Here is an 18,484-nt window from a genome sequence, read left to right as displayed (position 1 = left end):
TAACTGCCGGCCCGAGACAGGGCAAGTCTGGCAATCAGTACCCATGAAAATAAAAGGCGAGAACACCATGCACGGCCAAATGATGACGCTGCCGCTAATCGTCTCTTCGCTGCTGGAACATGCAGAGCGCTATCACGGCGACACCGAGATCGTCTCCCGCACGGTCGAAGGTACGCTTCACCGTTATACCTATGCCCAAGCGCATCTGCGTGCCAAGAAAGCGGCCAATGCCCTGAAGAAGCTCGGCGTTCAACAGGGCGATCGCGTCGGCACCCTGGCGTGGAACGGCTATCGCCATTTCGAGCTGTACTACGCAATCTCCGGCATGGGGGCGATCACCCATACCATCAATCCGCGCCTGTTCCCGGAACAGATCAGCTGGATCGTGAACGATGCCGAAGACTGCGTCGTGTTCTTCGACCTGAGCTTTGCATCGCTGGTCGAGTCCATTGCAACTGCATGCCCCAGCGTGAAGTACTGGGTCGCGATGACCGACCGTGCGCACATGCCGGCCCTGGGTATCCCGAACCTGCTCTGCTACGAAGACCTGCTGGCCGAAGAGTCGGACGAATTTGCCTGGCCGCAGCTCGATGAACACTCGGCGGCCGCCCTTTGCTACACCTCGGGGACCACGGGCAATCCCAAAGGCGTGCTCTATTCCCATCGCTCTACCCTGCTGCACGCCCTGTCCAGCTCACTGCCGGACGCCCTGGCCCTTTCCGGTCGTGACGTGATCGCACCCGTGGTGCCCATGTTCCACGTCAACGCCTGGGGCCTGCCGTACTCGGCACCCCTGGCTGGCGCCAAGCTGGTGTTTCCGGGGGCTGGCCTGGATGGCGAAAGCATCTTCGAGCTGTTCGAAAGCGAGGGCGTAACCTTTTCCGCCGGCGTGCCAACCGTGTGGCTCAGCCTGTTGCAGTACATGCAGAAAAGCGGCAAGAAGCTTTCGAGCGTCAAGCGCATGGTTGTCGGTGGCGCGGCGTGCCCCCCGGCGCTGATGCAGAACTACAAGAAAGCCTTCGGCATCAAGATTCAACATGCCTGGGGCATGACGGAAATGTCGCCGATGGGCACCGTCAGTACGCTCAAGGCATCGCACCTCAAGCTGAATGACGAAGAGCGCTTCGCCATCGAGGTCAAGCAGGGACGGCCACCCTTCGGCATCGACCTGAAGATCGTCAATGACGACGGCGACCCCCTGCCCCGCGACGGCAAGACTTCAGGTGCGCTGATGGTCCGTGGCCACTGGGTGATCGACCAGTACTTCCGCAAGGGTGAAAGCCCGCTGGTGGACGGCTGGTTCCCCACGGGCGATGTGGCCACCCTGGACCAGGACGGCTTCATGCAGATCACCGACCGTTCCAAGGACGTGATCAAGTCCGGCGGCGAGTGGATCAGCTCCATCGAACTGGAAAACATCGCCATGGCCCATCCGGCAGTCGCCGAAGCCGCTGCACTGGGCATGGCCCATCCGAAATGGGATGAGCGTCCATTGCTGGTGGTCGTGAAGAAAGCGGACCAGGGCGTCAGCCGCGAGGAAATCCTGGCCCAGTATCCGGGCAAGGTCGCCAGGTTCTGCATTCCCGATGACGTGGTGTTCGTCGACGAAATTCCACACACCGCTACCGGCAAAGTCAGCAAGGTGCAGTTGCGTGAACAGCTGCGCGAGTACCGCTGGCCGACCGCCAACCCGGTCCAGGCCTGAGGTGGCGCCATGACGACTCACGCGCAAGCCTTCACTCGCGTCATCCATCCCACTCGGGGCCGCTGGGCAAGCGAGCTGCTCAACCTGCTGCTGCGCATCTCGGTGAAGTCGCGGCATGGATTGCACATCGACATTCCGAAACTGCGTGAAAAATTCCGCCAGCTGAATCGCCAGGCCTCCAACGCCCTCCTGGCAGACGTGCAACGGGAAAGCGTGGAGTGCAATGGGGTGGCTGCCCAGTGGCTGTCGCCCAGGGGTTACCGCCAGGACCGGGTCCTGCTCTATATCCATGGAGGGGCATTCGTGGCTCACACGCCCGAGGTGTATGCCGCCATGGTGGCCTCCTGGTGTCCGCCCCTGAAGACCCGAGCGCTCCTGCTGGATTACCGCCTGGCCCCCGAACACCCCTATCCCACTGCGCTGCACGAGTGCCTCGCTGCCTACCAGTGGTTGCTGGATCAGGGTTTCAAGGCCAAGAACATCGTGATCGCCGGCGACTCCGCCGGCGGCAACCTGGTCATGGCCACCCTGCAGCACCTCAAGGCCGCCAACCAGCCGCTGCCGAGCTGCGCAGTGCTGCTCTCACCCTTCCTGGATTTCACCCTCAGCGGCAAGAGCGCACTGGACAACGCGCCACACGACCCGATCTTCAACCTGGCCTTCGCGGTGGGCATCCGCGGCTTCTACGCGCCAGCCGACACCTATTCGCAACCGTCGGTATCGCCCCTGTTCGGAGACTTTTCCGGTCTTCCACCGTTGCTGTTCCAGGTGGGCAGCACGGAAATGCTGCTGGATGACTCCGTTCGGGCCGCCGCGAGGGCCGATGCCGCCGGCGTGCCGGTGCAGCTGGAGATCTGGAAGCGGCTTCCCCATGTCTTCCAGATGATCGCTGCCCTGCCCCAGGCCGGTGCAGCCGCACAGCGCATTCAAAGCTTCGTCAACGACCACACGGACTGGGATGGCTAGTGGGGCCGGGAATCGTCTCCCGACATACCTCCCGCCCACCGCCTTCCTGGCCCCCTATTCGAGACCCGCAAAGATGGAATTCGACTACATCATCGTTGGCGCCGGCTCTGCCGGCTGCGTCCTGGCCAACCGGCTGAGCGCCAATCCGGATACCCGCGTCTGCCTGCTGGAGGCCGGCCCGGAAGACAGCTCGCCACTGATCCATATCCCGGTCGGCATGGCGGCGATCCTGCCGACGCGCCACGTCAACTGGGCTTTCCACACTGTCGCGCAACCGGGACTGGGCGGGCGCATCGGCTACCAGCCGCGCGGCAAGGTGCTGGGCGGCAGCAGCTCGATCAACGGCATGATCTATATCCGCGGTCACCAGAGTGACTTCGACGACTGGCAGGCGCTGGGCAACGAAGGTTGGTCCTTCGCCGATGTGCTGCCCTACTTCCGCAAGAGCGAGATGCATCACAGCGGCAGCAGCGAATACCACGGCGGTGATGGCGAGCTGTACGTCAGCCGAGCCCATCGCCACGCCGCTACCGAGGCTTTTGTGGAAGCCGCGATCAACGCTGGCCATCGTTTCAATCCCGACTTCAATGGCGTGCAACAGGAGGGGGTCGGTTACTACGACGTGACCATCCGCGACGGCCGCCGCTGGAGCACCGCCACGGCCTTCCTCAAACCGATCCGTGAGCGCAGCAACCTCACCGTGCTCACCGGCGCCCACGCCGAGCGCGTCCTGCTCAACGGCAAGCAGGCCGTCGGCGTGCAGGCCCGGCTCAACGGTGTGCACCTGCAACTGAAGGCGCGCAAGGAAGTCCTGCTGGCCGCCGGTGCCTTCGGCAGCCCGCACCTGCTGATGCTCTCCGGCATCGGCCCGGAGTCGGAACTCAAGCCCCAGGGCATTGCCGTGCAGCATGAACTGCCGGGCGTCGGCCAGAACCTGCAGGATCACCCGGACGTCGTGCTTTGCTACAAGAGCAGCGACACCTCGCTGCTGGGCTTTTCGGTCACCGGCAGTCCGAAAATGAGCAAGGCCCTGGTCGAGTACCTGCGCCGTCGGCGTGGCCCGCTGGCGAGCAACTGCGCCGAGGGTGGCGGCTTCCTCAAGACCGATGCAAACCTGGCGCGCCCGGATATCCAGCTGCACTCGGTGATCGGCACGGTCGACGACCACAACCGCAAGCTCCACTGGGGGCACGGCTTCAGCTGCCACGTCTGCGTGCTGCGGCCCAAGAGCATCGGCCACGTCGGCCTGGCCTCCGCCGACCCGAGCGCGGCACCGCGTATCGACCCCAACTTCCTGGGCCACGACGATGATGTACAAACCCTGCTCAAGGGCTATCGCATGGCCCGCGAGATCGTCACCCAGGCGCCCATGGCGCGCTTCGGCCTGAAGGACTTCTACAGCAAGGACCTGCACAGCGACGAGCAACTGATCGAACTGCTGCGCAAGCGTACCGACTCCATCTACCACCCGGTCGGCACGTGCAAGATGGGGCAGGACGAGATGGCCGTGGTCGACAGCCAGTTGCGCGTGAAGGGTATCGAAGGCCTGCGGGTGATCGATGCCTCGATCATGCCGACCCTGGTCGGCGGCAATACCAACGCGGCCTCGATCATGATCGCCGAACGCGGCGCCGAGTGGGTCGCCTCGGCCTGAGGCGAGTGAACATCCACGCTCTCGGAACGTGGATGTTCCACATTGGATCGCGACACATCCCACCGTAGGGTGGACATCGCTCTTCATGTCCACCATCGAGGCCGATCCCAGCTCCGCTGGTGGAACGGTGAAGTTACGTAGGATGGGTAGAGCGGAGCGAAACCCATGCTGGCGTGCCCGGGATTCGATGGGTTTCGCAAGCTCTACCCATCCTACGTACCTCAACCCATCCTACGGTCTGGCAGACACCATCCCAGATGCGCCACGCACACCGATTCGGTGTCAGATGCGGGGCCGTCGCGGCCCAAAAACCGCTGGTGCGCGCGGCGCACCCTACGAGCAACGTCCCCCCTCCCTGAGCACACGTTGCTCAGCCTCAAAAAAAAGACGCCCCGAAGGGCGCCAAACACGTCGTCAGCGGATACAGGCGGAGAATCAGCGCAGCAGCAGACTCAGCAGGCCCTGGGTCAACCGGCCGTAGGGCGGCTTGAGCAGGAAGCTGCCATTGAAGCGGGCCTGGTAGAAGATCGGCCGCATCTTGCTGAAGGTCTGGAAGCCCTCTTCGGCGTGGTAATGCCCCAGGCCCGAATTGCCTACCCCACCGAACGGCAAGTTCTCTTGCAGCACATGCAGCATCACGCTGTTGACCGACACACCGCCGGAAAGCGTCTGCCTCAGCACCTGCTGGACGCGCCCCGAATCCTCATCGAAGAGGTACAGCGCCAACGGCCGCTCATGGGCATTGATGTAGTCCACAGCCTCGTCGAGCTGACGGTAGCTGAGCACCGGCAGCAAGGGGCCGAAGATCTCCTCCTGCATGATCTTCATGTCGTCGCGCACGTTGAACACCAGGTGCGGGGCCAGCTTGCCGGCACGGCGCGCCTCCTCGGCATCGGCCAGCGCCACGACCCGCGCGCCCTTCTCGCGGGCATCGGCCAGCAGGGCCTCGACCCGCGTCAGCTGACGGGCGTTGATCATGCAGCTGTAGTCCGGATTGGCCCCCAGCGGCTTCGGGTAGTAGCGGGCGACGGCCGCCTTGGCGTGCTCGATGAAGCCGGCCTCGCTGCCTTCCGGCAAGAACAGGTAGTCCGGTGCCACGCAGGTCTGCCCGGAGTTCAGGCACTTGCCCCAGAGAATGGTCTCGGCGGCGCGCTGCAACGAGTAGCCCGGCGCCACAAGAGTCGGCGACTTGCCACCCAGCTCCAGGGTCACCGGCGTAAGGTTCTCGCTGCAATTGCGCATGATCTGCCGGCCAACTTCCGGAGACCCGGTGAAGATCAGGTGATCGAACGGCAGGCGGGAGAACTGGCCATTGATGCCGGGACCCGGCTGGATCACCGCGACCAAGTCTTCGCTGAAGCGCTGGCCGAGCAGGCGTGCGAGCAGCGCCCCATAGCGGCTGGAGTCGCTGGCGATCTTGATCATGGCGCGGTTGCCGGCGGCCAGGGCTCCGCAAAGAGGCCCCAGGGTCAGGTACAGCGGATAGTTCCAGGGCGCGGCAATACCGATCACCCCGAGCGGCTGCGCGAGCAGCGCGGCACGTCCGGGCTGGAACCAGATCCCGACGCCGCGCCGTTGCGGCTTCATCCAGCGCTTCAGGCACTTGAGCGCATGGTTGATTTCGCTGACCAGGCCAAAGATGTCCAGCAGCTTGCTCTCATGCACGGAGCGGTGGCCGAAGTCGGCGGCAATGGCCGCGGCGATCTCATCGGCGTTGTCCAGCACCAGCGCCTTGAGGGCCTGCAGGTTGGCGCGGCGATCCTGATACGACGGATAACGTTCACGGGCGAAGGCCGCACGTTGACGGGTGAAGACCTGGCGCATCTGTTCGACGGCCGGCCCGACTTGTTCGATCGACATGGGAAAATCTCCGGGGCTTCGGACCAGGGCGTCAGCGCGCGCGAACGGCTTGCGCCTTCGCGCGTTCGAACGCGAGGTAGGAGTAGTACATCTGCATCATCATGAAGGCCCAGGTGGACAGCGCGAGCGTCAGGAACACCATCTTCGTATCGTCACCGGGAATCGGGAAAAAGTCGTAGATGCAGGCAACCGCCAGCCCGAACACCGCTGCCACGGTCAGCCCCAGCGCGTGCAGCTTCTCGCCCATGCTCGCCAGTTTGCAGATGAAATAGGCGAGGTATACCGAGTAGGCCGTCCACATGATCACGTAGAAGTAAGGCAGCGGCTTGACCATGAAGTCGGCCTTGATCAGGACGAAGGTTCCCGCAAAGGTGACCGCGAAGATGGCAGCGTCCTTGAACGCCGATGGCTTGAAGTCATGGGTGACGGCCATCAGGCCGAGGACCGCGACGATGGGAATACCGAAGCCCCGGGAAAACGCATCGCAAAAGAACGAGATGCTGTAGGAAATCTCGGACTCCGTCAGGAGATAGATCAGGAAATTGGTTGCGGAGAACGCCACGATCAGGCACTCGAGGCCCAGCAGGAAGTTGCGCCTGCGAAGAAACTTGATCCCGTAAGTCGCTCCCGAGATCACCAGCAGGGCGCACGTCAGCAACGCAAGAACATCTCTGAGTTCCATAGCAAAAGTCTCTTTCAGGTAATGAATTCCGAGGTTTCACTTCGCCGCCGGGGCGAGTGCCGCGAGGTAGTGGGAGAGCGCCTTGCGATCGTCCGGGGACAGGGTCCCGGTAACCGCTTTCATCGCACCGGTGGGGTCGACTCGCCGGCCCTCGGCAAAGGCGTCCAGCTGCGCCTGGAGGTAGTCAGCCCCCTGCCCGGCCAGGCGCGGGAACTGCGCTTGCCCCATCAGGGCCGCGCCATGACAGGCCGTGCATCCCCCGGCTGCCACCAGCTTCTCGCCTTTCGCCCGCAAGGCGGGATCGGGCTGGAACCCGTGGTTCTCGCTGGCCGGCTGCCGGGCAAAGTAGTCCGCCAGACGCTTGATCTCGTCTTCGCTCAGGCTCTTTGCCAACGGTCCCATGTTCGGGTAGGTCCGCTGCCCATGGGCGAAGCTGTGGAGCTGCGCCGTCAGGTAGGCTTCAGGCTGCCCCGCCAGGCTCGGATAACGCTGGTGCTGCGAGCTGCCCTTGGCGCCGTGGCAGACCGTGCAGGCATCGGCCACCTGCGGCCAGGGGCCTTCGGCCTCATAGGCCTTGGTGAAGGTTTCGATATGGTCCTGCAGGTAGTAGAGGCCGACGAGGTCGCGCCCGAACAGCGCCGCCAGAATGGCGAGCAGAACGCCAGTGCCCAGCAGTAGTTTCTTCTTCATTGCCGCCCCCTATGCCCGACGCAAGGAACTGAGCGCATGCAGCGCGCTCTGGTGACCCGAGCGCACGGCGCCGTCCATATAGCCCGCCCAGATCTCGGCGGTCTCAGTTCCCGACCAGAAGAGGTTGCCGCAGGGCGGTCGCAGGGACTCGCCATGGGTGGTCCAGAAACCCGGCGGGATCGCGGAGACGCAGGTAATGCTCCAGGGATCGGCCAGCCCCCAGTCGTGGTCGTAATAGGCAACGGGGCTCAATGCCTCCTCGCCCAGGGATCGCGCGTAGATTTCCGTCAGGACGCGCTGCGCGGCCTGGTGGTCGGAGGGCACCTGGGCGTTGACGATGAAGGCGTTGATGACGCCGATTTCCCCACCCGGAGGCGAGTTGTCCCAGGCCCAGAGCACAGGCCCCTTGACCTGGATGGTGTGTCCGTTCAAACCCTGTTCGCGCCAGAACGGCCGCTTGTAGACCATCGCCGTCTTGCGGGCCGGACTGTGGGCCGGCCAGGCTTGCTGCAGGGCCGCGCGGCCCTCGGGCAGCGGCGGGTCGAAACGGACCTGGTTGCACAGGGCCGGGTGGATGGCCACGATCACGCGGCGGGCGCGGATTTCCCCCTGGTCCGTGTGCAGCGTGACCACGTCGCGGTCCCAGCCGGAAATCTCGCGGACCGGGCAAGACAGGCGCACCTTGTCGCCGAGCTGCGCGGCCATCCTGGTGCAGAGGATCTGCGAACCGCCTACCAGGCGGGTGCCCTGGGCACTGTCCTTGATCGAGTCGAGCTTCATGTAGTCGCAGCTCGCCGAATTGACCATCGACAGGAAATGCAGAAGCCCCATCTTGGCCGGCGGCACGCCGCAAGTGAGCGTGAAACTGGTATCCCAGCCCGAACGGTCCTCGGGCTTGATGTTCTGCTGCGCCAGCCAGTCGCCTGCCGAGAGCTTGTCCAGCTCGGCGGCCCTCGGGGATTTCCAGGGCGCGCCGGAGGGCACATCGCGGGACAGCTCGCTGAGCTTGGCGGCGACGCTTTCGTCAGTGCCGAAGGTGCCTTTCAGGTCGATTGCCAGGCGCCCTTTCTCACCGCCCAGGATCACGGTCTTGCCCTCGCAGTAGGTCGGGAAGGTCCCCACCTCCAACTCGCGGGCGAGATCCGCCACGGCTGTCTGGCCCGGACCGATCCACTGGCCGCCCACTTCGGAGATGTAGCCCGAGCCCAGGTCATGGTTGAGCGTCCTGCCCCCCACCCGGTCCCGCGCCTCCAGCACCACGAAGGAGTCGCAGCCCGCCTGTTGCAGATCGCGGGCCGCCGTCAGCCCGGCGATCCCGGCACCGATGATGGCGATGTCGAGGATGCCATCCTCCTGACCACGGACGGTTTCCGGGCTTTCGCTGGCACTCGCCAGTCCCACGCGCAGGCCGAGGCCGCCCACGGCCGCCGAGGCGCCGGCAAGCTTCAGCAGAAGCCGCCGATTCAGTTCGAACGTTGAAGTTGAGGTGGGCTTGTCAGCCATACAGGGAGCCTCACGCAATTGTTGTTTGTATTCGTCACTCACCGGTGGACGGCGGTGCGGTATCGGGAAAACAGCAGCAGGGCTGGCTCAGGCGCCGAGCGGGCTGAGGGCCAACCTGCGCCGCAATTGCACGCCGAACATGACCATCCACAGGGGGAAGATCAGCACGACGACAACCAGCAGGGCGGCAGTGAACGCCTCCAGCTCCTGGAAGAACCCAGCGATGAAGTAGAGCCCGAAGCACCAGCCGACGAGCTTCAGCGGCACCAGGATCGATGCGCCCCAGCCCGCGTTCTTCAGGTGGCCACCGACCACCAGGCCCCAGAACAGGACGACGGGGCCTTCGCACCACCACAGGCCGCGCTGGCTACCGACCGCAATGGTCGTCCAGGCGGTCTCGGCGGCGGCCTTCGCGGCCTCCCCGCCTGCCGCGTGGAGTGCCGCGAGCGGATTCAGCACGGACAGTTGCAGCCCCGCACCGACCACCCCCAGCACGACATAGGTGGTGATGGCCAGCGCGGCCATATCACCCAGGGCGCCCGCTTCATTGCGAAAGCGGCTCCAGAGGTAGCCACCGATCGCCAGCACTGGCAGGTAGAAACCCAGGACATCGGCAAACATCGACAGCCGGAAATACTCCCTCGATTCGGCGGGCAAGGTCAGCATCGACGCCCCTTGCAGCGTCACCGCCATGTCGCCGTGGGTCACCATGAGCATGAAGCCCACGTTCAGGTAGGCGAAGATGCCGCCGAGGATCGCGGCCCAGGCCGTTACGCGTACGGCTTCGTTCGAGCAGGTATTCATAGGTTCTCCAGGGATTGGAAGCAGAGGGTCGAAGCCGAGGCCATGGCCACGGCGGTGACCGTCGGCGTTAGCGGTCAGTCAATGGCGGCGCTACGCACCTTGCGGTTCACATAACGGTCCAGACCGTTCGCCCCCATCAGCGCAGCCTTGATGGCGCACCACTGCAGCGGTTCGGGGAGCGTGGAAGGCGTCTTGTGGCGCAACGCCGCCAGCAGCGGGTGTTCGATGCCGCCAATCCGCTCGGCCAGCAGGTGGCCGACGAGGGACTGAGTGCCGACGCCGTGCCCCGAGCAGCCGGCGGTGTAGAGGATGTTCTGCTGGGCCCCGGTTGCCCCCACGACTGGCAAGGCGTCGTAGGCCAGGCTGATGTAGCCGCTCCAGCACGCACGGATGGCAATGCCCCGCAAGCTTGGGAAGCGGTCGTCCAGGGCCTGTACCAATGCGCCATAGGCCGCCGTGTCCGGCTGGTTCGGCGTGCGCGAGCCATAGGCATAGCCCAGCTGCTTGGTCGTGACCAGGAGCGTGTCGCGCGCTGTCAGCCGGTGGCTTTCCATGGTCCAGTGCGGCGTCACGATGCCCTCTCGGCGCGACCAGCCGAGGGAGGCCAGTTGCGCCCTGGACAGCGGTTCGGTTTCGATCGCGGAGACCCGCAACGGCGCCACCTTGTCCCGCAGCAGGCCGAGCTGCGGCGTATAGGCATTGGTGGCGAGCACCATGAACGGCGCGCTGGCCGTGCCCCGCGCGGTCTTGCAGGTGATGGTCGGGCCTTCGCTGTAGGACTGCAGGGCGGTCTGCTCGTACAACCTGATACCGGCCTGGAGTGCCGCGCGCCGCAACCCCATCACGTACTTGCCGGGGTCCAGCGTGCCGCCATGCTGCAGGCAGCCGAACAGGAAGGCCGGCGGAATGCCCCGCGCCCGCATCTCTGCGGAATCCAGGAAGCGCGTGACGGACCCCAGCTTCGCGCCCAGCGCCATGTCGTGCCGCAGCTTCTTCTCCTGGGAGGGATGCACCGCCGCACGGATGACCCCGCTCGGGTTGTAGTCACAGTCGATGGCGAGTTCGCCGAGCCTTCTTTCGACATAGGCAACACCCTGGTCGTAGAAGGAGACGATCTTCTTCGCCTGCTCGACGCCGATGCGCTTGAGGAAGAACTCGAACTCGACACCCATGCTGCCGGCGAGATACCCCGCGTTTCGGCCGCTGGCGCCAAAGCCGGCGAACTCCTGCTCGAGGACGATGACTTCCGCCCCCAGGGATCTGAGTTCCAGTGCGGTGGACAGACCGGCGAAACCGGCACCAATCACGATCACATCGGCGCTGACATCACCCTCCAGTTCCGGCTGCAGATTGTCCGGACGCTCCACCCACCCACCGAGGAGGCGAAACCGAGCCGCTCCAGGGGTGCCCTTGATAGTTTCGCTGAGATTGGTCGCAGACATGGACGCCTCTCCTCTCAACCCGGAATCCGGCCGGTGGCGGTTGTGCCACTCAACCGGGCCATCAACTCACCGCACTGGGCAGTCCCCGCGCAGCCGCTACTGGAGCGGTCGCGTCTCTTGGAGCCATTCATGGACAACCTCCTGGGATTCTTTTGTTGTTTTGTCGAACTCTACTGCCGTGCTCAATTTTACGCAACAGTTGTTATGTAATTAATCCAAACGGTCTGAATACGGCCTGGCCGCGCTGTCTGACGGAGAAAAAGAAGGGGTCAATCGACCCCCTGAAAGGTCGCAGCAACAACGCTGTACCAGCGGGCGGAGTGACGCCGATGCGTCAGTCCTCCCGCCGAGGCGTCACGGCGCCAGCAGCGGGACCACGCCCCGCCGGGAAAACAGCAGAGGAGCATCCCGCCCGGTGAAGAGCGCAGCCGTAAGCGAAACACCGTCGGCGGTGCGCTGCTCCTCGAACGTGCGACCGCCGTCCTGGCTGCTCACCATCAGGCCATCCAGTCCGACCGCGACCACCTGCTGGCCCGACACCGCGATCGACGTGATCGAGCTCTTGCTCTCAAGGGCGACACGCTGCCAGGACGCACCATCCGCCGAACCGTGCAGCAGGGTGCCGCGTTGGCCGCCCACCAGCAGGCTGCCGTCGGCCAGCACCGCCCCACTCCACAGCGTGCCCTCGTAGCTGGTGTCCAGGTAACGCCAGGTCTTGCCGCGATCATCGGAGCGCAGCAACTGGCCCCGCTCGGCGGTGGCGTAAACGCTGCCGTGACCATCGGCAAACAAGCCCATCAGATTGAGGTCGGCCCGGCTGTAGCCTGGCGGGGCCTGCAAGGTCTGCTCATTCCAGGTCTTGCCACCGTCTTCGGTGGTCAGTACCAGGGACCAGAGCCCGACAGCGACGCCCTGCCGCGCGTCGAAGAAATGCACGGCGAACAGCGGCCGGTCCTCCTCGCTGGACAGACGCTGCATTTCCCAGGTTTCGCCGCCGTCTGCGGTGGCCAGGATCGCGCCCCACTGGCCGACCGCCCAACCGTGGCTGGCGTCGGCGAAGCTCACTCCGGTGAGTGACGTGGACAGCGGCACGGCGCGCGCCTGGCGGAAGCTCCGCCCCTGGTCGTCCGACAGCAGCACCATGCCGTGGTCGCCCACCGCCACCACCCGGTCCATCGCCCGGCTGGCATCCAGCAGCGTGGCCTGGGCGGCGTTGCTCGCAGGGGGCGCCGCCACCGGCTGCAACGTGGCGGCCTGTACGGAAGCCAGGGGCATCAGGGCAGCCAGCACGGCGCCCAGGACTGTGTTCAGGTATCCCATGCTTCTCTCCTCAGTGCGCCAGCGCGCCGATCATGCGCACCGGGCGCTTGCGCGGGAACGCCCGCTCCAGCCAGACGGCGAAGGCCGGCAGCACCGTCATGGCCATGACCATGTTGACCATGAACATGAAGGCCAGCAGCTTGCCCATGTCGGCCTGGAACTTGAGGTCGGAGAAGGCCCAGGTGGCCACTCCGACCGCCAGGGTGATGGCGGTGAAGATGGTCGCCACGCCCACTTCCAGCAGCGAATGCTCCACCGCCTTGACGATGGGCTGACCATGGGCCTGGTGCAGCTGGATGCGGTTGTAGATGTAGAAGGCGTAATCGACGCCGATCCCCACTGCCAGCACCATCACCGGCAAGGTCGCGATGGTCAGGCCGATCTGCAGCTCCTTCATGAACCAGTAACCAATGAAGGTGCCGATGGTCAGGGGCAGGCAGCAGACCAGCACTGCCCGCAGGTCGCGATAGACGACCAGCACCAGCAGCGCGATGGCGGCATAGACGTAGAGCAGCATCGGCGTCTCGCTCTTCTCCACCTCTTCGTTGATGGCCGCGATCACCCCGGCGTTGCCCGAGGCCAGCCGCACGGCGATGCCCGGCATGGGGTACTCGCTGCGGAACGCCTTGGCGGCCTCGATCACCCGGTTGATGGTGGTGGCCTTGTGGTCCGCCAGGTACAGGTGCACGGCGGTCATGCTGCAATCGCCGCGCATCAGCCCCGGGATGCGCGCCACTTCGGCCGCCAACGACGAATAGTTCATCGGATCGATGGGCACCGCACTCATCTTCGGGTTGCCTTCGTTGTAACCCTCGTTGAACTGGCGCATCGCGGTGGAGAAGGAAGCGACCGACAGCACGCCGGGCACGCTCTCCATCGCCCAGACGAAGCGATCCTGGTACTGGCCCAGGGCGATGTCCTCACAGGCCGCCGTAGCGCCCTCCCCGCCCTCTACCGGCCGGGCCTCGAAGACCACGCTGAGCCAGTCGAGACCGATGTCGTAGTTACTGGCGATGGCCACGGCATCGCGGTTGAAGCGCGAGTCCTCGCGCAGCTCCGGTGCGCCCGCCTGGAGGGAGCCGACCACGCGGTCGTGGCTCTGCCAGACCGCCGTGGCGAACACCAGCAGGGCGACCACCAGCACCAGACGCGCATTGCGCCATTCCGCCAGCTTCGCCAGGCCATGCAGCCAGCGGGTGCGGCGCTCGCGGGACTTCTCTTCGGCGGCGGCGTAGCGGCCGTCGACCTTCAGCATCGAGGCCACCAGCGGCAGCATCACCAGGTTGGTGATGATCTTGTAGGCCACGCCGAGGGACGCGGTGATGGCCAACTCGCGCACCATGGGAATCGGGATCAGCACCAGGGTCACGAAGGAAACGAAGGCCGTCACCAGCGCCAGGGTGCCGGGAATCAGCAGGCCGATGAAACTGGAACGTGCCGCCGCCTCGACGCTCTTGCCGATGGCGATTTCGCGGACGATGAAGTTGATCTGCTGCACGCCGTGGGAGACGCCGATGGCGAACACCAGGAAAGGCACCAGCACCGCCAACGGGTCGAGACCATAGCCAAGCAGCCGGAGACTCCCGAACTGCCAGACCAGCGAACTCAGTGAACAACCCAGGGCCAGCAGGGTGAAGCGCAGGGAATGGCAGTACCAGTAAACCGCCGCCGCAGTCAGCAGCAAGGCCAGCAGGCAGAACTCCAGCACCGCCGAGGCGCCATCGGCGATATCGCCGATCTGCTTGGCGAAACCGATGATCTGGATTTCGAACCCGGCGTCCTCGAACTGCTGGCGAATCTGCTTCTCCAGCACCCCGTTGTACGCCACGTAGTCCAGGCGCTCGCCCTTGGCGTCGTACTCGTTGAGCTCGGCGGTGATCATCGCGCTGCTCTGGTCGCGGGACACCAGGGTGCCGATGAAACCGCCCTGGGCGGTGGAGTCGGCGATGCGGGCGATGATGCTGTCATCCAGGCGTTCGGGGGTCACCGTGCCCGGCACCAGCGGATCGGCGCGGAAGCCTTCCTCGGTGATCTCGTTGACGAAGGCATTCGGCGTCCACAGGGAGCGCACGCTGCTGCGCGAGATGCTGGGCAGGAAGATGACCGCCTGGGTGACGTCGTACAGACGCTTGAGCCCCGCCTCGGTCCAGATGTTGCCCTGGCGCGCCTTGACCACAATGGTCAGGCGGTTCGCCCCCAGGAGGTCTTCGCGGTACTGCTCGAAGGTTTCCACGTACTCGTGGCCAATGGGCAGTTGCTTCTCGAAACCGGCATCCATGCGCAGCTGCACGGCGAACCAGGCCATGCCCAGGGTGAAGAGCACCAGGACCGCCAGCACCAGCCGGCGATGCCCGAACAACAGGTCCTCGATGCGTGGCAGGACGCCACGCACCGGGGTTTCCGACAGCTTTACAGAACTGTTCACGACAGGCCTCACAGAGTGCGCGAAATCACGACGCCAACGTAGTCACGGTCACGCAGCAGCTGGTCGTAGGGCGTGTCGCCCCCCATGAACTTTGCGTAGTTGAAGTTGACCTGCCAGCTCGCGGGGTTACGCACGAAGTTCAGGTACAGGTTCATGCTGCTGGCGTCCTCGGTGAAGGTCATCGCCAGGTTCGGCGTCCGCCCGCCCAGGGACCGCGAGTAGAAGATCCCCGGCGTAACCTGCCAGCCCGGAATCAAGGTGCCGTCATAGGTGAGGCTCAGATCGAGGTTGATGCCCTTGGACGTCTTGTCACCCTTGGCCGTGGGCGGGGTGGCCGGGTCCAGCTGCCAGGTGTAGGCACCCGGCGCAACGGGCTCCCCGTCGAACTCGTCATGCAGGCCCGGATAGTGGATCACCACCAGCTCGGTCAGCAGGGTGCCGGTGCTGGCACCGGTGAAGTCGAGCAGATCAGGCGAATTGGATGGCGTCATGCTGTACAGGCCAGTCAGGTGCCACTGGAACTTCTTCTCGTCCTTCCAGCACTTGCCCCCGTTGTTCGCGCAGAGGTCGATGGCGGCATTGAGCGGCACCGCGTCCTTGGGCCGGTAGGAGAGCTCCGTGCCGACAGCCCAGTCGCCAATCGGCATGTTGGCGCTGATGCCGTAGAGCATGCGGTCTTCCGGATACACCCACTCCTGCGCCACCGAGAAGGTATTGGGATCGAGCAGCTGCATGGTCAGCGACGGCAGCTTGTCGTGGTAGCGCATCACGTAGAGGCCGTAGTTGACGTCGCTGTCCTCCGGCTGCCAGCGCAGCGAGAGGCCCCACTGCCCGCTGTCGCGCGCGTCCTTGTCGACGAAGCCGTAGGTTTCCATGCCCTTGCCCAGGGCTTGGGTCGTGGACCAGTAGCTGCCAACGGGCGGCACTTCACTCTTGTTCCAGCCCCACTGGTAGTAGGCCTCGACATTCAGGCCTGAGCCCAGGCCCGAAGCAACGCTGAGCATCGGGGCCGGCAGCACGGCTTCCTTGAGCTGGACGCCGGGCCTCGCGAGTGCCTGGTAGTCGTAGGCGTTGGTGGCGTTGATCCCACCCACCACGAACAGGCTCTCGCCCCAGTTGATCACCTGGTTGCCCAGGCGCGCCCGGACTCGCTGGTCGCCAACATCGAAGCTCTTGCTCACCCACAGGTCGAGCAGGCGCGCCTTGAATTCCAGGTCGTCGCGAGCCGCGTCGGTCAGCCCGTCGCTGCCGACACCCGGTGGCGTGTTGAACGACAGCGCGCCAGTGGTATCGCTGGCAGCGAAGTCGCGGATCCAGCTGCCACGGGCCATGAAGGTGAAATCCTCCGGCAGCTTCAGCAGCAGCTCGTGGGTGCCCTTGAGGTAGTGGGTGAACAGGTCGCCCTTGTCATAGTTCAGGTTGCCCTGGTCACCGATGCTGGAGGTTTGTGCCAGACACCCGGCGGGCGGATGGTGCCCGGTGGCGCCGACGTTGATCAGGTCACAGCTCTGCGACTGAGTGCGCAGCCCCATGCCGTAGGAAATGGTGGAGTCGAACGAACCGCGGATGTTTTCGGTTTCGAAGGTGAATCCCATCGCCAGGGGAGTCACGCACGCGATAGCAAGGCCTGAAGCTTTTGTGATTGTTCTTTTCATGTTGGCTCTCGAATAGCGGAGGTTCAGCGTTCGCTGATGGCGCGCAGGTTGTCGGAGGTGTAGAAGTCACGCTTCAGACGGGGGTTGCCGGCGTTCTCGGTGAGCCAGCGGTGATCGTTCTTGCCCACGCCGATGGAGGTCATGTCGTAGAGGTAGCGGCCGTCCACCAGGTTGTACTGGGCCTGGGCCTCCATATCGCAGGTGCCGGTCTCGTACACGGGGATGGTGTAGCCCTCGCGGACCTTCCAGATCTGCCCCTGCTTGTCGTAGTCCACCGCCATCAGGCCGTTCCAGCTGTCTTCGTCGATGTAGAACAGGCGCTTCGGTGCCTGGTGGCGCATGCCCTGGCGAACGTTGGCCTCGACGACCCAGACGCGGTGCAGCTCGTAGCGGCGATATTCCGGTGCCATGGAGTCCGGCTTGGCCACGTCCTCGATCTTCGCGGAGGCGTCGTAGGCGCCGAAGGCGTTATAGGGCACCAGCAGCTCCTGCTTGCCCACCAGCTTCCAGTCGAAGCGGTCCATCGGACCGAAGAACACGTTCGATTCGTCGATGGTGTACTGGTTGTCGAGACCGATCTGCGGGGCATCGTAGGAATACGACGGCATCCGGCGCACACGGCGCTGGCCGGGGAAGTAGTAGAAGGTGGTCGCCTGTTCGCCGGCCTTGGTGGAGATGACGCCGGACTGACCGGCCAGGGCGGCGGGCTCCTGGTAGGAGAAGTAAGTCGAGCTTTCCAGGCGATCGAAGGAGGAGAACAGCGCACTGCCCTTCTCGCCCCAGGGCGTGTAAATGAACCAGTCGGTGGAAGTCCGCAGCCAGTCCCCGCCGCCCTTGCGCGGCGACAGCCCGGATACCGTCTTGGACATGTCGAAGCCCACACCGCGATAGCGCATCTTCATGTTCCACATCACTTCGGCGCCGGTAGTCGGCATCGGGAACGGAACGCCGGGGACATGGGCCTCCTGCAGGGCCAGACCATCGGCATCGAGGCTGGCGAAGCCGACGTTCTTTTTGGTGTTCTCGGCCACGAAGTCCGGCGCCGCACAGCTACGACGGGTCGGATAGACATCCATGCGATAGCTCGGGATCTTCTTGAACAGTTCCAGCTGGCCGGGGGACAGCTTGCTCGCGTACTGCGCGACGTTGTTCGCATCGATGCTGTACAGCGGCTTGTCGTCCTTGAACTTCCAGTGCTGACCGCGCACCTGGCCGTAGCTCCAGCCGTTGTCCTGCGGACCGGGCGGTGTCCAGGCCGGGATCGTCCCATCGGCGCTAGCAGCGACCTCCCCTCCCAGCGGCGTCAGCTTGGTTCCCAGCAGCGCAGCATCTTTGTCGGCAGCCTGAACCGTACTCATTGCAACCGATGCCGCCAACGCCGCGATCAGATGCTTCATTCCACTGCGGCTGGGAAGGTCGACGCCTGGGCGCTCAATCACGTCTTTCATTGGAAGGTCCTCATGGGGCTTTGACCGGCCACCCGGGCTTCCTGGAAGGGAGCATCGGGCTGTGCCAGACTTCTGATCATTCGACTTGGTCAGTTGACCAAGTCAATCGATCATAGGCAAACCATATGCCAACCCTAAAAAATTACTTTTTATCCTTTAATTTCAGCTACTTATCATTTTTATAACAATTGATACGTGATACCTGAACACCCACCGGCGCACCATTCTGCTCTCACCATCCGCACCAATATGTGAATTTACGAAACGATTGTTACTTTATTTATTCCACGTGTGGGAACCCCGGTGGTAACGAGGTCGTGGGCGGATGGT

Annotated in this window: 13 protein-coding genes; 3 read left to right on the top strand and 10 right to left on the bottom strand. The window is 64.4% G+C overall.

All coding sequences use genetic code 11. The features are described 5' to 3' along the window. Positions 1–67: 67 nt before the first annotated feature. The 3 genes from TQ98_RS10465 to TQ98_RS10455 all read left to right on the top strand — a co-directional run bounded on the left by TQ98_RS10465 (position 68) and on the right by TQ98_RS10455 (position 4,325). Positions 68–1,705, top strand: a complete 1,638-nt coding sequence (locus TQ98_RS10465; protein WP_044875358.1) for a 3-(methylthio)propionyl-CoA ligase — start codon at positions 68–70, stop codon at positions 1,703–1,705. 9 nt (positions 1,706–1,714) lie between these two features. After that, the gene (locus tag TQ98_RS10460) at positions 1,715–2,671 is read left to right on the top strand and encodes an alpha/beta hydrolase (RefSeq protein ID WP_044875357.1); all 957 of its coding nucleotides are present in this window, start codon (positions 1,715–1,717) and stop codon (positions 2,669–2,671) included. A 73-nt stretch (positions 2,672–2,744) separates the two neighbouring features. Continuing rightward, positions 2,745–4,325: a choline dehydrogenase gene (locus TQ98_RS10455; RefSeq protein WP_044875356.1), complete on the top strand. Its 1,581-nt coding sequence runs from the start codon at positions 2,745–2,747 to the stop codon at positions 4,323–4,325. 435 nt (positions 4,326–4,760) lie between these two features. On the opposite strand, the gene TQ98_RS10450 is transcribed toward TQ98_RS10455, so the two are convergent. The 10 genes from TQ98_RS10450 to TQ98_RS10405 all read right to left on the bottom strand — a co-directional run bounded on the left by TQ98_RS10450 (position 4,761) and on the right by TQ98_RS10405 (position 18,154). Then, positions 4,761–6,185 (bottom strand): coniferyl aldehyde dehydrogenase, encoded by a 1,425-nt coding sequence (locus TQ98_RS10450; RefSeq protein WP_044875355.1) that lies wholly within the window; start codon positions 6,183–6,185, stop codon positions 4,761–4,763. 31 nt (positions 6,186–6,216) lie between these two features. Beyond that, positions 6,217–6,867, bottom strand: coding sequence for a hypothetical protein (locus TQ98_RS10445; RefSeq protein ID WP_044875354.1), 651 nt, complete (start codon positions 6,865–6,867; stop codon positions 6,217–6,219). A 36-nt stretch (positions 6,868–6,903) separates the two neighbouring features. Further along, complete coding sequence (locus TQ98_RS10440; protein ID WP_044875353.1) at positions 6,904–7,557, bottom strand: c-type cytochrome; 654 nt, start codon at positions 7,555–7,557, stop codon at positions 6,904–6,906. Positions 7,558–7,566: 9 nt separating this feature from the next. Further along, positions 7,567–9,060 carry an FAD-dependent oxidoreductase gene (locus tag TQ98_RS10435; RefSeq protein WP_044875352.1) on the bottom strand — a complete coding sequence of 498 codons (1,494 nt, stop codon included), beginning with the start codon at positions 9,058–9,060 and terminating at the stop codon, positions 7,567–7,569. Positions 9,061–9,147: 87 nt separating this feature from the next. Next, positions 9,148–9,864 carry a hypothetical protein gene (locus TQ98_RS10430; protein ID WP_044875351.1) on the bottom strand — a complete coding sequence of 239 codons (717 nt, stop codon included), beginning with the start codon at positions 9,862–9,864 and terminating at the stop codon, positions 9,148–9,150. 74 nt (positions 9,865–9,938) lie between these two features. Then, positions 9,939–11,306 (bottom strand): FAD-dependent oxidoreductase, encoded by a 1,368-nt coding sequence (locus TQ98_RS10425; RefSeq protein ID WP_044875350.1) that lies wholly within the window; start codon positions 11,304–11,306, stop codon positions 9,939–9,941. Between the two features lie 354 nt (positions 11,307–11,660). Further along, on the bottom strand, positions 11,661–12,626 hold the full coding sequence (locus TQ98_RS10420; protein ID WP_044875349.1) for a YCF48-related protein: 966 nt from the start codon (positions 12,624–12,626) through the stop codon (positions 11,661–11,663). A gap of 10 nt (positions 12,627–12,636) precedes the next feature. Further along, complete coding sequence (locus tag TQ98_RS10415) at positions 12,637–15,051, bottom strand: efflux RND transporter permease subunit (RefSeq protein ID WP_044875348.1); 2,415 nt, start codon at positions 15,049–15,051, stop codon at positions 12,637–12,639. A gap of 8 nt (positions 15,052–15,059) precedes the next feature. Further along, entirely contained in the window at positions 15,060–16,706 is a 1,647-nt protein-coding gene (locus TQ98_RS10410) for a DUF1302 domain-containing protein (RefSeq protein WP_347337820.1), read from the bottom strand. A 23-nt stretch (positions 16,707–16,729) separates the two neighbouring features. Then, positions 16,730–18,154, bottom strand: a complete 1,425-nt coding sequence (locus tag TQ98_RS10405) for a DUF1329 domain-containing protein (RefSeq protein WP_044875347.1) — start codon at positions 18,152–18,154, stop codon at positions 16,730–16,732. Positions 18,155–18,484: the final 330 nt, after the last annotated feature.

Origin of the sequence: Pseudomonas sp. LFM046 (assembly GCF_000949385.2) — a bacterium.
In the GTDB taxonomy this organism is placed as follows: Bacteria; Pseudomonadota; Gammaproteobacteria; order Pseudomonadales; family Pseudomonadaceae; genus Metapseudomonas.
Note: the sequence above shows the minus strand (reverse complement) of the source record. Positions and strands in the feature narration are given on the sequence as shown.

Coding starts and splice junctions, on each gene's coding strand:
- TQ98_RS10465 (WP_044875358.1), top strand. CDS start 68: ATGCACGGCCAAATGATGACGCTGCCGCTAATCGTCTCTTCGCTGCTG.
- TQ98_RS10460 (WP_044875357.1), top strand. CDS start 1,715: ATGACGACTCACGCGCAAGCCTTCACTCGCGTCATCCATCCCACTCGG.
- TQ98_RS10455 (WP_044875356.1), top strand. CDS start 2,745: ATGGAATTCGACTACATCATCGTTGGCGCCGGCTCTGCCGGCTGCGTC.
- TQ98_RS10450 (WP_044875355.1), bottom strand. CDS start 6,185: ATGTCGATCGAACAAGTCGGGCCGGCCGTCGAACAGATGCGCCAGGTC.
- TQ98_RS10445 (WP_044875354.1), bottom strand. CDS start 6,867: ATGGAACTCAGAGATGTTCTTGCGTTGCTGACGTGCGCCCTGCTGGTG.
- TQ98_RS10440 (WP_044875353.1), bottom strand. CDS start 7,557: ATGAAGAAGAAACTACTGCTGGGCACTGGCGTTCTGCTCGCCATTCTG.
- TQ98_RS10435 (WP_044875352.1), bottom strand. CDS start 9,060: ATGGCTGACAAGCCCACCTCAACTTCAACGTTCGAACTGAATCGGCGG.
- TQ98_RS10430 (WP_044875351.1), bottom strand. CDS start 9,864: ATGAATACCTGCTCGAACGAAGCCGTACGCGTAACGGCCTGGGCCGCG.
- TQ98_RS10425 (WP_044875350.1), bottom strand. CDS start 11,306: ATGTCTGCGACCAATCTCAGCGAAACTATCAAGGGCACCCCTGGAGCG.
- TQ98_RS10420 (WP_044875349.1), bottom strand. CDS start 12,626: ATGGGATACCTGAACACAGTCCTGGGCGCCGTGCTGGCTGCCCTGATG.
- TQ98_RS10410 (WP_347337820.1), bottom strand. CDS start 16,706: ATGAAAAGAACAATCACAAAAGCTTCAGGCCTTGCTATCGCGTGCGTG.
- TQ98_RS10405 (WP_044875347.1), bottom strand. CDS start 18,154: ATGAAAGACGTGATTGAGCGCCCAGGCGTCGACCTTCCCAGCCGCAGT.